The sequence below is a fragment of the Limnovirga soli genome, assembly GCF_013106755.1.
Classification (GTDB): Bacteria; Bacteroidota; Bacteroidia; order Chitinophagales; family Chitinophagaceae; genus Limnovirga; species Limnovirga soli.
Genome location: NZ_WHPF01000002.1, coordinates 153,758 through 170,032, shown reverse-complemented (window position 1 = coordinate 170,032; position 16,275 = coordinate 153,758). Strand labels below are relative to the sequence as shown.

Annotated in this window: 13 protein-coding genes; 5 read left to right on the top strand and 8 right to left on the bottom strand. The window is 36.1% G+C overall.

The window, feature by feature from the left end; genetic code table 11:
* Nucleotides 1-230: 230 nt before the first annotated feature.
* The 4 genes from GD597_RS02575 to GD597_RS02560 form a co-directional block, all read right to left on the bottom strand.
* Nucleotides 231-1,238, bottom strand: coding sequence for a glycosyltransferase family 2 protein (locus GD597_RS02575; RefSeq protein ID WP_216368500.1), 1,008 nt, complete (start codon nt 1,236-1,238; stop codon nt 231-233).
* 98 nt (nt 1,239-1,336) lie between these two features.
* The gene (locus GD597_RS02570; RefSeq protein WP_171606247.1) at nt 1,337-2,053 is read right to left on the bottom strand and encodes a DNRLRE domain-containing protein; all 717 of its coding nucleotides are present in this window, start codon (nt 2,051-2,053) and stop codon (nt 1,337-1,339) included.
* 107 nt (nt 2,054-2,160) lie between these two features.
* Nucleotides 2,161-3,087, bottom strand: coding sequence for a glycosyltransferase family 2 protein (locus tag GD597_RS02565; protein ID WP_171606246.1), 927 nt, complete (start codon nt 3,085-3,087; stop codon nt 2,161-2,163).
* 11 nt (nt 3,088-3,098) lie between these two features.
* On the bottom strand, nt 3,099-3,848 hold the full coding sequence (locus GD597_RS02560; protein ID WP_171606245.1) for a class I SAM-dependent methyltransferase: 750 nt from the start codon (nt 3,846-3,848) through the stop codon (nt 3,099-3,101).
* Nucleotides 3,849-4,043: 195 nt separating this feature from the next.
* Between GD597_RS02560 and GD597_RS02555 the strand changes: the two genes are divergently transcribed.
* From GD597_RS02555 to GD597_RS02540, 4 genes are all read left to right on the top strand, one after another.
* A complete protein-coding gene (locus GD597_RS02555) occupies nt 4,044-4,898 on the top strand; it encodes a glycosyltransferase (protein ID WP_171606244.1) in 855 nt (284 codons plus the stop codon).
* Between the two features lie 78 nt (nt 4,899-4,976).
* On the top strand, nt 4,977-5,720 hold the full coding sequence (locus tag GD597_RS02550; RefSeq protein WP_171606243.1) for a class I SAM-dependent methyltransferase: 744 nt from the start codon (nt 4,977-4,979) through the stop codon (nt 5,718-5,720).
* Nucleotides 5,721-5,832: 112 nt separating this feature from the next.
* A complete protein-coding gene (locus GD597_RS02545; protein ID WP_171606242.1) occupies nt 5,833-6,567 on the top strand; it encodes a hypothetical protein in 735 nt (244 codons plus the stop codon).
* Nucleotides 6,568-6,659: 92 nt separating this feature from the next.
* The gene (locus tag GD597_RS02540; protein ID WP_171606241.1) at nt 6,660-7,577 is read left to right on the top strand and encodes a glycosyltransferase family 2 protein; all 918 of its coding nucleotides are present in this window, start codon (nt 6,660-6,662) and stop codon (nt 7,575-7,577) included.
* A 109-nt stretch (nt 7,578-7,686) separates the two neighbouring features.
* Here the strand turns inward: GD597_RS02540 and GD597_RS02535 are convergent, their stop codons facing one another.
* The gene (locus GD597_RS02535; RefSeq protein ID WP_171606240.1) at nt 7,687-11,562 is read right to left on the bottom strand and encodes a T9SS type B sorting domain-containing protein; all 3,876 of its coding nucleotides are present in this window, start codon (nt 11,560-11,562) and stop codon (nt 7,687-7,689) included.
* 128 nt (nt 11,563-11,690) lie between these two features.
* Nucleotides 11,691-12,473, bottom strand: coding sequence for a menaquinone biosynthetic enzyme MqnA/MqnD family protein (locus tag GD597_RS02530; protein WP_235954163.1), 783 nt, complete (start codon nt 12,471-12,473; stop codon nt 11,691-11,693).
* A gap of 314 nt (nt 12,474-12,787) precedes the next feature.
* Between GD597_RS02530 and purB the strand changes: the two genes are divergently transcribed.
* Nucleotides 12,788-14,134 (top strand): adenylosuccinate lyase, encoded by a 1,347-nt coding sequence (gene purB, locus GD597_RS02525; protein WP_171606239.1) that lies wholly within the window; start codon nt 12,788-12,790, stop codon nt 14,132-14,134.
* A gap of 140 nt (nt 14,135-14,274) precedes the next feature.
* On the opposite strand, the gene GD597_RS02520 is transcribed toward purB, so the two are convergent.
* On the bottom strand, nt 14,275-15,321 hold the full coding sequence (locus GD597_RS02520) for a PorP/SprF family type IX secretion system membrane protein (protein ID WP_171606238.1): 1,047 nt from the start codon (nt 15,319-15,321) through the stop codon (nt 14,275-14,277).
* Nucleotides 15,322-15,374: 53 nt separating this feature from the next.
* Entirely contained in the window at nt 15,375-16,004 is a 630-nt protein-coding gene (locus GD597_RS02515; protein WP_171606237.1) for a WbqC family protein, read from the bottom strand.
* Between the last annotated feature and the right edge of the window lie 271 nt (nt 16,005-16,275).

The window sequence follows — 16,275 nt, the reverse complement described above, 5'->3', positions numbered from 1 at the left end:
AAATAAGGCCCTGCAATTTTGCAGGGCTTTTTTATGTACCCAACTGTACACCAATATTGTTGCTTTACTTGCGTCGCACTCTTGTACAGCAAATAGTATTGCAACAAAACATGTACTTGCTGAATAGTATATCCGAACGTACAAGTGAGTGACACAACATTAGCTTAATAATGTACTACTGCCGGTATAAAAGCATTAATAGTTAAATAGGCTTTAGACAACGTATTACCCTAAAACATTTTATAAAAATGAGGTGTATTGGCAACAATTACAGGGCTTAGTTGCCATAAGATAAATACATTTTTAGTGTATTGTTTGATAAGTTGCCATTGTGAAAGCGGATTTTTTAACCGCAACAGGTGATGGAAAAAACTGCAAACAAAAAACAATGGAATTTCGAAAGTAAAAACAAGTAGGTGCACTAAAAACCAGCCAACGCCAAACTGTTTACGAATGCGCACATGGTTTGATACCATTAATTGCAAGCCTTTTTTATCGTAGAGGTTAAAGTAACCTTTATCGGCACTATTGGTAGCGCTATTTATAGATTCACCTTGCAGGTGGGTGGTAAATAAATCGCCAAATACCATTAATATACCGTATTTACCCAGGCGGCTGCACCATTCTATTTCTTCTGCATAGAGAAAAAAGTCTTCATCCAATAAACCAGCTTTGTCAATAGCAGTTTGTTTTACCATTAAAAAAGCGCCATTTATCCAATCGGCCTTTTCTGCAATACCGGCCCGTTGCACATTGGTTTTTTTAACATTTGCTGCAAAGGCAATTTTTCGTAAAAAAGCACCTAAATATGGTAATGGTAAAAGATGATTTAGTCCACCTTTCATAAAAAAATTACCGGTAATCTGTGGACTGCCATCGGGATTTAATAACTGAACGGCTGCTGCAATACATTCTTGGTTTTGCTGCATGCGTAGCATGCAATTTTCAATGGCATCGTCAATAATTAAGGTATCTGGATTTAATAACAATACCATTGAAGTCTTTGCCTGGCGGATACCCTGATTATTAGCACGGGCAAAACCGGCATTATATCCCATATCAATCCAATGCACCATCGGAAATTGAGCTGTAATCAATTGTCTGCTATGATCCTGTGAGTGATTATCCACAATAATCCATTCATATTGTTGCGCTGAAGCAAACTTAAATGCACTGCTTAGACAATCAATAATATAATTGGCGCTGCGATAATTTACTATGACAATGGATAATTGCAAAATGAACTTATCTGTTTAATAGATATTAGAATGTTCAAATATAAACGAGAATGGCCGTTTTTTAAAAACGGCCATTTATAATGGAAAGAGATTTACGTCTATTTATATTTAATTACCAGTTTAGGCCTTAGAGCCGGATTGGTTGCTTCTGATGTGGAAAATTCAAGAATTCTGTAAGCTGTTTCATCAACCAGTCGTATACAAAACCCATAATTGTTACCAGTTTGAACCATGGTTTGTACCAATTTTGTTACATCTACTGAAGTATTATAATTCCATTGACTGGTAGATGGGGGAATGGTATCTTGATTCTTTTCAGTTATAGCTGGTTTATTATTCCAGGTGATGTTAGATTGATTCCAATTACCTCCTACTACTCTTTGTATCAAACAAGCATTCTCAGGATTTGAAGAACCGGGAAAATAAGAATTGCCTGCTGGAAAAGACAAAGAGCTTGATTCACCATATAAATAAAGAATAGCAGATGTAATTTTTGAGGTGGCAGGTACTTTATTTAGGCTATCAAACTTTATATAAGATCGTTGTGTGGCTAATTGGCCGAAGTAATAAAATTTAGAACTTATTAATTCATGCAGATAATTCAAATTGCCATTACCATCATTGGGGTCATTATCAATCTTACTTACATAGGTATCCTGACCGTCAGTTACACCCGGCTTAAGGGTTAGCTTATTTGCACCTGCAACCATTTCAAGTAAAACAGATGATTCCTCATTTACAGCACTAACACTAGTAGCATAATTTTCTGCCGCCTCCTTTTTACAACTATTTAGCAATGCAACCAGGATGCTCACAAAAACTAGCAAACTAAAATATGTGGAATTTTTTTTCATCATTAAAGTTTTAGTAAAGGTAAAAATGATAATTCAAAAGCACTATTAAGCCTAGGTTATAATCTTTCTTAACCTAAAATGAATCTTATATAAGAAATACCCATAGCTAATTTAGACAAAACCCCAGTTTTCAAAACAAAGTCCGGCATGCTGTTTAAATCAGCCACCATTTTTATAATTACAGTTGGCCAGGGTTTATCTACCTCGCTGGTTAATTGGGCAGTTTGGCGAATATGCATATTTCTTAAAAGCCGCCACCAGGCATCATATACCCAAATATTTTTAAGTCGCTGACTGCCATATTTTTCTAATAACAAATACCCTTCGGGTAATTCTACCGCAGGGTTTTGAAAACAATAATTGGTAACCTGGGTTTCGCTGATGCCTACATTTACCAGCACTTTATCTATATAGCAAAAATTCTTTTCCTGCAACAACAGCCTTACATAAAAATCCATATCCACCCGCCATTTCATGCGTTCATCGTATTGTTCGGTTATACTCCTGTGTAATAGAGTTACACTCGGCGGGCCCACCACATTATAGGCCAGCAGGGTCATGGGCTCCTTAATGATTCTTTTCTTCCAGCTATGCTGTAAATGCATTACTTGTGCATGCGATTTTTCGTTAACTCTGTTGGCATAAGCGCTAAAAATAAAATGCTTGCCGGTGGCAATATGATTAACAAATACCTGTAAACTATTCTCTTCTGCAAACCAATCATCATCATGTATCAGTTTAATCCATTCTCCTTTGGCTTTGGAAATACCTACATTCCAGTTAGCAGGGGTGCCTTTGGCAGGTTGGTTTTTAAAATATACAATGGGCAGTATGGCTGAATAGGTAAGTAGCAATTGTTCAACGCTATCATCGGGGCTATCATCGGTAACTACTACTTCAAAGTCCCGAAAAGTTTGCATTGTAATAGAATCCAATAACCTTTTCAGGTAATCAACTCTTTTATAGGCCGGTATACAAATAGATATTAAGGGCATAAACTGCTGAATTACTTTCTGGCAACCAATACCAGGTGGTGCGGTGTTGCTATTTGTGAATGTACTACGGTAAATGCTAAGTGTTGCACCATTTGTGACAAAACTTCAATACTATATACATGGTGGTGTACGCATCTGTTGGTAAAATTATCTACTGTTCTTGCTTTTAATTCAGCTAAACTTTGCACTCCATTGTCCATGCTCAAATCATGCAAAGCATACACTTCCTCAAAATGGGTGGTGTCGTGTTCATCTATTTGTTGGGCATAATCATTTAGAATATGTTCAAAGCTGGTATAGGGCCTTTTATGGTCAAAAGTGTGGTTTTTATCGGGCAATACAAGTATCAACAATCCGCCTGGCTTTATTACCCGATACCATCCCTCTAATGCCAACAATGGGTTAGCTACATGTTCCAAACTATGACAGCTAAGTAAAAAATCATATTTATCATTTGCAATAGCATCCAGATTGCTGGCTTCGGCAATGTATTGAAACCCTTTTTTATCCGGTGTATAGGCATAATTCAATCCTTGTTTAATGGAACCTTCCCAAACAGTTTCGTTACTAAAATTTACGCCATCTATCTGTTTGGCAAATAAATACACCGGGCAATAACTTTTCAGTGCAAAAAAGCCGCTGGGTCCGCCAATTTCCAGCCCTGTTTTCCCTTTTAAAGTATTGGCAATACGTACTAAGGCACGTTTTTGTGGCTTAATAATAAAAGAGATAACAGTGGTTATTAACGCTGAAATATTCATATCATTGCGAAAATTAAGTGTGCAAAAGTAACTTTATCTGTTATGGAAATATAATTTTTTGTACCCGGCATTTATTCTGTTTTCAACACCGCTTGCGTCGCACTCTTGTGCTGCAACAAGTGTAGCAGCAAAAAAGCAGGCAAATAACACAAAAATTAATAAAGCCACCTAAAAAAAGCAAACCATATTTAAGTAATGAAGATAGCGGGCATCGTAATATTATATCATCCTGAAGCCACAGTAATACAATATGTACAAACCTATCTATCCATTGTAGACGTTTTATATATAAGCGATAACACTCCCGAAATAAATCCACAACTGGCAAATGCCCTGCAGCAAATCCCCAAAGTGCAATACCTGCACGATGGCAACAATATGGGTATTGCTTATCGTTTAAACCAGGCTGCCAAGCTGGCTATTGCAGCAGGTTACGAATGGCTGTTAACAATGGATCAGGATTCCTATTTTGAGCCCAATGTGGCGGAACAATATATGCATTGTGTTGCAGGCAATATACAAAAGAATTCCACCGCCATGTTTGGCATAACTATGTTGGAAAAGCCAAAACAATCAATTGATTGTATGCCCCGGCAGGTAACAGAACTTATCACATCGGGTAGTTTGGTAAACCTGCCAATATGTATTGCAAACGGTGGTTTTGATGAACAACTGTTTATAGATCTGGTAGATCATGAGTATTGCTACCGCTGCAAAAGCAAGGGTTATGGTATAATCCAGTTTGACAATATTTTTTTATGCCATTCTATTGGTGTTGCCATAGCAGCAAGATCTGTAGCAACCGGGCAACGAAGCACCAGAAGTCTACATTCCCCCGTGCGTTTATATTATATGCTGCGTAATTACTGGTATGTACACAAAAAATACCCGACAGGTTTTGATAAGGAATTAAGCCAGCAGAAAAAAAGTATTCAGGTGCGCATTAAAAATTATTTTCTTTATGGCAAACAAAAAGCACAATTAGCCAGCTACCTTTTAAAGGCTTATATAGATTATAGAAAGGGAAGAATGGGGAAAATAAATAAATAGGATAGATTTTTGAATAAACTTTAAAGATAAGTTTGCAGTTATAACAAAAGCAATAGAAACAATATAACAAAATAGTTAATGGAATCACTTAGAGACATATTTGAAAGCCTTGATGACAAATTGATACATAAATGGGATCACTATATAGAAGTTTATGAAACCTATTTTGAGAAATACCGCAATAAAGAAGTACATGTACTTGAAATTGGTGTTTCACAAGGCGGTTCAATTGAACTTTGGAAAAGATATTTTGGTGATAAATTACATTTATACGGTGTAGATATTAACCCAAGATGCAAAGAATTAGAAGAAGATGGTGTAAAAATTTTCATAGGAGAACAGGAAGACAAGAATTTTTTATCAGAACTTAAATCCAGTATTCCTAAACTGGATATCTTAATTGATGATGGCGGGCATACAATGATTCAACAAATTGTAACTTTTGAGGAAATGTATGAGCATGTTAAGGAAGATGGCATTTATTTATGCGAAGACACACATACTTCTTATATGTATGCTTACCATGGAGGAATTAAAAAAAGTTCATCTTTTATCGAGTACAGCAAGAATTTTATTGATTTTATCCACGCATGGCATTCTGAAAGTAAAAGTGTTTTTGATATAAATTATTTTACCAAATCTGCTTATGCTGTTCACTTTTATACCGGAATTGTAGTGGTGGAGAAAAAGCCAATGCAGGCTCCAAAAGATATACAAAGAGGAAATTTAACTGTTGGATATGTTGAATATCATGCGCAAAAAAAGCAAACTCTTTGGTTTAAAATTCAATGGAAATTAAAAAAGATATTCAATAAAGAATAAAAGACTGGTTTAACATTTTTAAAATAATCCCTAATTATATTTTTCTTAATTCGAAATACTCAATTAATAATAAGGTTTAGATTACTATTTTCGTATTCTAAACCAAAAAATCATGAAATTATTCTTCAAACCCGCTCTGGCAATTATTGCCCTAACAACTCTATTCGCCTGTAATAAAGAAGTTATTAATCAAAATTCAGCTATTGCAAGTTTATCACAAGATGATGCCCGGTCTTGTGTAAATGGAACATGGCTAGGAAATTACGCAACACCTGGTTTGCCTTTTTTATCAATTACTGACTCAGTTTTTATTAATGATGGTGTTGCAAAATTAACCACTTCTCCATGGAGCTATTTTTACTCAGCTATTGAGTTACCGATTTCAAAATGTCATCAATTTAGTGGCGATAGTGCTAAACTGGTTGTTTACTTAAAAAACCCAACCGGCACTTCGCTTTCTGTTTACCCCTTTGATGTAACATTGAGATTATATGGTTCTAAAGATACTGCCGAAGTATATTTTCTTGGTGATTTGCAGCAATATACAAGCCTGCATGTTGGTAATATAGGTATTACAAACAGTCCGCAATTGATACACACTTTTGAAGATTGGACAGAAGTTACCTTAGAAGCAAAAAATAAAAGGTTGACTGTTTATCTAAATGGGGTTCCTGTACAACAGGTTGTTTATAAAGGCAATAAAATCGGACTTCTTAAAAGTATCAATATAGGATTTAAGGGTGCAGGTACAGTAGATTGGGTTAAACTATACAATAGTAATACCAACACTCAATTGATGCAGGAAGATTTCAATGTGAATATGCAATCTTCAGTAAATTGGTTTTAAGAACTTAATTATTTTTTATAAGCTGTAATCAAAAGATTACAGCTTTTTTTATGTAATTAACTGGAATTTCTTTTACAAATGCGCAATTTTGTATGATGAAGACTATCAGCATTATTATTATTTCATACAACAGGCTGAATGATACAATTGATTTATTAAATGATATAGCAGTTCTAAATAATCCGGAATTGCTGAGTGAGGTAATTATATTGAATAATAAATCCAGCGATGATTATAGTGCGATTAATTCTTTTATAGAACGGTATCCTAAGGCGCCGTTTAAATTAATTGAAGCACCCGAAAACCTTGGTGTTTCCCGAGGTAGAAATTATGCATCTGGTTTTGCAACAGGTGATATTTATTTTTATATAGACGATGATGTTTGCCTAAAAGATATAAATACACTTTCCAAAATCATAACTGCATTTAATTCAAATAGTAAGCAGGAAAGACCTACGGGTGTTGTTAGTTTTAAAGTTAGATATTTTGACACCTTGGCCATTCAAGTTACTGCATTTCCTCACAAGCAGTATGAAAAATATAAAGATAAGCATCGTTTTTTTACCTCCTATTACGCTGGATGTGCACATGCTAAAACAAAGGAAGCATGGTTAAAAGCAGGCCCCTATCCTACTGATTTTTTTTACGGAATGGAAGAATATGATTTTAGTTATAGGGTATTGGATGCTGGTTTTAGTATAGAATATAATGACACATTTGAAGTATTGCATAAAGAATCGCCCTTAGGTAGGAATACCAAATTGGAAAAGTTGAGTATGATGTGGTTAAATAAAAGCAAAGTTGCCTGGAGATATTTGCCTACTGTATATTTTTATTCAACGGCCTTTATGTGGAGCCTGGAATTTCTTAAAAAATCTGGCTTCAATTGGAATACCTATTTCAGAACCTTGAAAAAGATTATTTCAATACCAGGCAATGAAAAGCGATACACTATTCAAGAGTCTACACTAACCTATTTAAAAGATGTGGAGGCCAGACTTTGGTTTTAATTCATATCTTCTTTAAATGAGTCTTTCAAAGATGCCATGAAAGAAGAACCCTGAACCGAGCGTGGCAAGAGCAGATGCATTAATGTTATGGTGCCGGCCACCAAATGAATTACTTGATTAAAATGATGGAACCTTTTCTGTAAATATCACCACAAATGCTGGTGGCTTTTATTTGATATACAAATGTTCCGGCCGGCTGTGGAACTCCTTTATAGGTTCCATCCCAACAATTGCTTGCATTGGTACTATGAAATAATAATTGTCCCCAACGATTATAAATATTCATTTCCAGCCGGCTAAGATTGCCCCAGCTTTTTACACCAAAACAATCATTAAGTCCATCGCCATTTGGTGTAAAGGCCGTTGGCAACAAATAACCATTTTGCACATTGCCGATGATTACTTTTACCTGAATAGAATCTGTGATTACACAACCATTGGCACCGGTTAACTGCAAATAATAAGTAGTGGTTTGAGAAGGTGTGGCCACCGGATTGGCGATAGTGGAATTACTTAATGTGGCTGCCGGACTCCAGTTATACAAAGCACCACCAGTAGCATTTAGCCTGGATTGGCCAACTATGCAATCCACATCGTTTGATTTTGTGATAGTATATACCGGTTTGGGACTAGTTGTAATATTAGTAAATACTGAGTCGGTTACATTACAGGTTGTATTGGTTATAATTACTTTATACAAAGTTGGCTGAGAAGGGAAAACCATGGTTTGCGCACTGCCGGGTGTAAGGGCTGAGGCTGTAGGGAACCAATTGTATATATCTCCTCCAGATGCGGAAAGCAAAACACTATCACCTATACAGAGGTTTGCATTTGCGGGATTTACAGCAAATACAGGTTTTGGTAAAACGCTTATTAAGACACTGTCTGTATTATTACAGCCATTTATACCGGTAACCGTTAAATGGTACAAGGTAGTTTGTAAAGGCGATGCTACAGGATTGGCAATTTGGGCATTGTTAAGTGAGCCTGCAGGTAACCAGCTAAAACTATTTGCCTGTGGCGCCAGGGCATTTAGGGTTACTGAGTTTCCATTACAGGTGGTTGTGTCGTTAGATACCTGAATGGTTGGTAATGGATTTATATTGATATTAACTGTATCTGTAGCTGAACATTTGGCATTATTTAAGGTGGTAACAATATATTTTGTATTAGCAATTGGTGAGGCTAATGGGTTGGCGATATTTGGGTTAGACAAACCGGTAGAAGGGCTCCACTGATAGGTATTTCCTGTACCATTGGCCAATAAGGAGATGGTGGTACCAAAACAAATGGCTGTATCGCCAATTGTTGTTAGTGTTGGCAAAGGTGCCAGGTTTACAAAAAAAGTATCCGTATCGGTACAGCCATGAATGTCAGTAACTTTTATAGTATAGAAACTGGTATCCAGGGGAAATGATACAGGATTGGAAATATTGTTGGCAGAAAGTGTTTGGGATGATTCCCAGTTATAAATATTTATATTATTACCAGTTGCATGTAACTGTATACTGCTACCTGCGCAAATAGTAGTATCGTTATTAATAGTAAGGTTAATTGCAGGAAATGCATTGATTTGGATGGTATCTTTTGCCACACAGCCATTTGAATTAGTTACCAATACGGTATAGGTTTTGCCCGCAGCGGCATTGTAAAACTGGTTATTATTACCATCCTGCCAATTAAAATCAGCCCCTGCATTTTCTGCATTTAATAAAATACTGTCTGTTTCACAAAGGGTAGTATCATTGCCCAAATTAACTGTAGGTGATGCAATACTATTTACCTGTATGCTATCCCGGCTTGTGCAACCATAATTGCTATTATCAACCCAGTATAACCCGGGGGTTTTAATGATAATATTGCTGGCTGTACTTCCTGTATTCCAAACATGAGAAGCGGCAGCGTTAGCAGTGATTTGAATACTATCACCCACACAAAAAGCTGTATCTATAATAGCTGCTTTTGCAGGAGGGCCTATCACAACAATACTTTTGCAAATAGAAGTTTGGGTTGGCAAACCTTCATTTACCATTAGGTTAATATTATAGGTACCCGGGCTTGAATATTGCACCTGAGGTGGCAATGAATCAGTTGAATTTGCAATACTGGCATTGGTACAGCCTGGAAATTTGAGTCTGGTAATAGTATTATTACTGGCATTGGTTATAAAACTATACAGGTCTGCACCTACCCTGAATAATTTAGAAATGGAATGAGGAAAACTCAAATTTCCGATATTTCCTAATGAGGTAAGCGTTGGTGCAGAAGAAAGATTATTATGAAAATCCAGTTGCACAATATCGTTGTAGGCACTGTTACCATTAACAGCAAAACCGATTATCTGATCACAGAATTGCATAATAGTAATATCTCTGGGGCTTTTTAACGAACCATTTAAAATGCCCAAATTATTTGCAACGGGACTGTTAAGTAAAGAGGCGCCAAAATCCAACCTTGTAATGGTACCATTATCATTTGTTATAAAAAGGTACCAATTGCCCTGATTATTAATAGCGTAAATACCCGTTGGATATTGCAAATCACCCAAATTACCCAAATTTTGGGCAGTTGGTGTATTTTCAAAACTATTGGAAAAATTAAATCGGGTGATGGTATTGTTTTCAGCATTGGTAGTAAACCCATACCAAATATCATTATCTTTAAAAACATGTAAATCAATTGGTTGTGACATATCTCCAAGATTACCCCAATCTCTTGCAATCGGTGAGTTATTGGTAATATCTGTGCCAAAAGCAATTTTCAGAATTCTGGGGGTACTGCCCGACTGCTGCCAACCACCCACAATGATTGCATACCAGTTACCTTCATTTTGCACTACCTGAATACCCTCAGCCCCAGTTGTAACCGGAATAATACCGCCAAAATTGCCAAGATCTACAGTTGTTGGAATATTTAGTAAGCTATTACCAAAGTCCAGCCGTATAAGTTTACCGGGATTATGATTAATCAAAAAGCCATAATAGTTATTATTTACCAAAACATAGTCCATAAAAACGGGAGTAGATAATAGCCCGTCTATATTACCCAAGTTAGTACCCTCGGGTATTTGCTTAATATCTGCCGTACAGAAATTCCAAAAGAAACTATTTCCACCCGTAGTGGTATTATTAATTGTTATAGGTGTATTAATACATACGGTATCCGGAATTGTAAATTCTGCGGTTACAGTGGTGTCAGGTTGAATAATAGTTCCGCAGGAGTCAAGTATAAAACTTACACATTCAGGATTATTTTTATTGATGGTTGCAAAATTATTTAATTGTCCATCCCATTGACTGTTACCTTGTTTATTCTTCAAATCATCAAACACATAGTATGCAAGTAATCCATTCTGAGTTGTTGGATTGGGAAGGGAGCTATTAGCATATTGTTTTATTTGATTTTGGCTACGAGCTTTATTCCAGATTCTTACTTCATTAATAAATCCGGTAAAATCTACTGGCAAATTATTAGGTGGATATGCTGTTGTTCCAAATGTTGTAGGCCAATCATTTGTTATCATGTTACCAGTACAAGGTGTTTCGCTCATTAAAAATCCATTCCTATAGAATTTCAGTTTCTTTCCATTATAAACTAAAGCAACATGATAGGTTTTATTTAAGTCAATATCACAAATATCTGGAGTTCGAAAATAGCCATCTGTTGTAGTAATTTCTGCTGTATTTGGCCTTAATAAGTAATTTACATCTTTGGGATCAAGATGTTTAGAAACAATATCACCTGCATATATTTCATTAGGTGTAGTATATGGAATAGTTCTATTAAATAAGGCTTCTATAGTAACCTCATTTCCCGTAATATCTAAATCACCAATAGTAACACTACTTTTTGTACCATTTAAATAAAGCCAATTATTAATACAACCCGATAATGTACTTTCATTAACAGAATCCTTCGAGCTTGAATTAATATTTAATTGTTTAATAGTTGATTTAGTTAGCTGCGCATGCAGGCTTAAGTTCAAAACTCCAAAAAAAATTAGCAGGAAGGCTTTTGTTATCTTTTGGCACATAGGTTTAACGGGCATTAAGTTTTTACAATATTACTTAACGGCCCATTAAATTGAGCATACTACAAAAAATTTAATGCAGATTATAACTTCCCCAACATCTCCAAAAACAAATCCAGTCCTTTTAGCTTTTCAGGTGTTAACCGGTACGAAATATTTTGGGTAAAATAGGTACGCACATCGTACAATGGGTAGTTAATTTCTTTTATTACAGCGTCAATCTCCGCCATCCCTAAAGCATTGGCGCTGTTAAAAGCCTCGATAAAAGTATCAGGCAGTGGTTTATTGGCTACCCAGGCGGCAAACACAAATGGCAAACCTGTCATGGCTTTCCAGCTGCCAGCCAAATCATACATATAACGGGTTTTATTGCGGTGCGCCAATGCCCTGTCGCCAATAATTATAGCAGCAGTTGTACCCTTTATTTGAGCAATAAAATCTGTACCGGCCGGGGTAAAAATGGGGTTTAGTTTCCAGTATTGTTGCAATAAAATGCGGGCCAGGTTAACTGATGTGCGGCTTTGATAATCCAAAATCACCTCCTCAATTTCTTCTACCGGCACATCGCTAAATAAACCAACACTGGCTACATTGCCTTCGGCACCAATGCAAAAATCGCTTATAATTTGGGCGTTGTTTATTTTGGGTATAATGGCTACAGGTACCAAACCAATATCGATCCTGCCATCCATCAACATATTGGCAATATTGGCCGGGTAATCTTCAATCAGTTCAATCTGTTGCATTAATATGGCCGATTGGCGTATACCATATAATAAAGGCCGGGTATTTAAATAACTAACGGCGCCAACTTTTATTTGCTCCAACATCCATTCTTCGTTTAAATTATGCCATAAATGCAGCAAAAAGCCTATAAAATTGCAAGATTATGTCTTACTCAGGTTGGTTTCTACTACTTTTGCGTGCAAAGAAAATGGATTTTTTTTGAACCCGGCTTAAAGTGTTTTATGGCAGCTGTACTTGCGTCGCACACTTGTACAACAGAATAAAATTGGGCAAAAGGCAATGGCAACAATAAATGGGGTAACTAAATTATCATTCCCATTCTATTTAGCCGCCATAAAAGAGGAACTTTGAACCGAGCGTGGCAAGTAAAGCATCATTATTGATCTTTTGCCTGGTACAAAAAAACAATATCAAATTAACCAACTAATAAACAATGGAGCTTAACAGTTTATCTGCTATTTCACCCATCGACGGAAGGTACCGCAAACAGGTAGCGCAATTAGACGAATTCTTTTCAGAATATGCGTTAATGAAATACCGTGTTATTGTAGAAGTGTCGTATTTTTTGTTCTTAAACGAAAAACGTTTTTTTAAATTAAGTGCCAAAGCCCGGCAACAACTGCAACAGGTGGCCGAGAACTTTAGCATTGATAATGCAAAGCAAATAAAAACCATTGAAGCCACTACCAACCACGATGTTAAGGCAGTGGAATATTTTTTAAAACAGGAACTGGAAAAAGCAGGCGCCGTTGATGCTAAAGAATGGATACACTTTGGATTAACCTCTCAGGATATAAATAATACAGCCATACCACTTAGCTGGAAACATTGTATGGAACATGAATACCTGCCAGCATTAATGAACCTGCAATTAAAACTACAGCAATTGGCAAACGACTGGAAAGCCATACCAATGCTGGCCCGTACACATGGTCAACCGGCATCGCCAACTAAACTGGGTAAAGAAATAATGGTATTTGTTGAGCGTTTAGAAAATCAGGTACAACTGTTTTCCTTTATACCATATGCCGCCAAATTTGGCGGAGCTACCGGTAATTTTAATGCCCATCATGTTGCTTTTCCAAAGAAAGACTGGATAAGTTTGGCTAATGAATTTGTAGATAATGTGCTTGGTTTACAACGGTTACAGTTTACTACGCAAATTGAACATTACGATAATATTGCTGCGCATTTTGATGCCATAAAACGCATCAATAATATTCTAATAAATCTATGCCGCGATATTTGGACATATATAAGCATGGATTATTTTAAACAAAAAACCCGTAAGGGCGAAGTGGGTAGCAGTGCCATGCCACATAAGGTAAACCCGATTGATTTTGAAAATGCAGAAGGTAACCTGGGAATGGCCAATGCCTTGCTGGAACATTTATCGTCTAAATTACCGGTAAGCCGTTTACAGAGAGACCTTACTGATTCTACCGTATTAAGAAACCTGGGTGTACCTGTGGCACATACTTTAATTGCCTTAAAATCTTTAGAAAAAGGCTTAGGTAAACTGGTATTAAACGAAGCCAAATTAAAACAGGATTTGGAAGATAACTGGGCGGTGGTTGCAGAAGCAATTCAAACTATTTTAAGAAGGGAAAATTATCCCAACCCATACGAAGCATTAAAGGATTTAACCCGAGGCAAAAATGTAATTACCAAAGCCGATATCCATCAGTTTATAACAGGTTTAAAAATAAGTGCCGTTTTGAAAAAGGAGTTAAAAGCCATTACACCCCATAATTATACAGGTATTAGTCCGCTGGTATAATATTTACATATCTTAATTCCAACAGGTTTAGGGCATTAGCTGCTAAACCTGTTATATTTTTATGGGTTAGGTGAATTACTTCATCGTACCAAAGCGGTACTACCGGCAGTGGATTCAATGTATTTAAAGTCTAGAAAAGATTACCAAACATTTTTGGGGCACCAGTCGCCATAGTTATTACCTAACAAAAAGCCAATTAGAAATTCGTGTGTACCATTACTAACCGTATTTAATCTTGAATTGGTGATATCGTATGAATAGCCAATATTAATGCTATTGCTGATATTTACACCAATCATAGCGGCAAATCCGTCCTTGGGGCGAATAGACCCACCTACCCATAATAAATCCCGGTATTGAAATTTTGCGTTTACATCTACACTCAAAGGAACCGGGTTTACATATTTTGCCGTAATGGAAGGTAAAAAACTGATATCCTCTCCTAACATAAATTTATAACCTGCCTGCAGGAAAATATGTGGTACCAATTTTCCTCCAATTACTGTAATACTGTCGCCACCCAATTTTCCTGTGTTAAAACCCACTTTCTCTGGTACAATTTGCTGCAACGACAAGCCAGTAAACCATCTGGCATTATACACCCAAACACCCAGACTTATATCAGGCCTAATGGTATTTATTAAGGAGTTGCTACCAACCACCGGATCTACCGGATAAGCAGTACCAAAATCCAATTCGGTGGTTTTAAGACTAAGATTTTGAATTCCAATAGAAGCACCGGCGCTGATACTGGTGCGCTCATTTAATGGCAAATGATAAGCATATGTTCCGGTTAGGGCGAATCTATTTAGCGGTCCGGTTCTATCATTCAAAAATGTAAGGCCAATGCCATGATGGGGGTCGGTTGATTGATAACCTTCCATATAAGTACGACCCCTTGGGTTTTCTCCTTCTGGCCTAATGCTGGTAGCATTTTCCCTTGACATAGTATTTTTAGATAGCGGCCCCTGAATAGTAAGATAGCTGGTAACAGGTGCACCATCAAGACCAACCCATTGTTCCCTATGACTGGCTTTTACATCCCAATAATTTTCTATTCCCGCTATGGCAGGATTGATGATGAAGTTATTTAAAATATACTGGGTATAATATGGTCTTTGCTGTGCAAAGGAATAAGTTATACAAGAAATAAATAAATATGTGAGGGCAAACGCTCTGAATTTCATTGTGCTAAAATTAGTATTTACCCGTTAAATGGAATAAATTTTATTGGCTTGTTTTATAAACGGGAATGAATAGTGCTTTGTTGCATATAGTTTGCACTTGAGGGCCCAAGATTAAATATCATATCCAAAATTGACAGATTTGGTTGAAAACCAATTTTATCGATAAAAACCTGTGGGTAGATAATAGGCGACTCATCAGCCTGAAAATTTTTTGGCAACCAACGGTCTGTAAAATTAACAGCTTCAATCTCATTTTCATCGCTGTTGTTTATTACATGAATTTGAGATTCCATTTTCAGTATCCCTTTTAACCATGACAATACAGCCAGGTTAAATTCGAAAAGATAATCGTACCGGTTTGTAAAAAATGGCTCCAGCTGATATTGGTAATACTCAAAATATGGCGACCTGTTGTAACAGGAAGTTATGGTGCGCCAGTGGTTTTGTTGCCAGTTTTCACGATAACTGATTTTTACCTCCTTAAAAGGGGTTCGTTGGTTTCTGCCTTTTTCAACAGGTACCGATAAAGAAATTATGCCATTACTGCCAGCAACAACATATCTATTACGAAAACTCATTTTTTTATACTCATCACATGAATATAAAGTTATATATGAATATTGAAACGAATATTTAAACCAATTAATCATTGGAAATAATTGATTTTCAATTATTAATGTCATTTTATATTTTTTAATCAGTTTCTATTTTGATATGAAGAATTATGGCAATTTAATTACAAATATTAGGTATTTTATTTGATCATATTATGTTCATTAAATACTGTATTTAATTATATATCAATCATTTAAATAACTTTAGTAATTACTAAAGTTAGTAGCTTCATATTGTTGGCTACTTGAAAACTAAAATCTAAAATTTATAGCAATAAAATTAAGCCAATAAACAATAAGATGCTTAAGCTTATTTCTAAACTTCTTATTTTGCAATAAA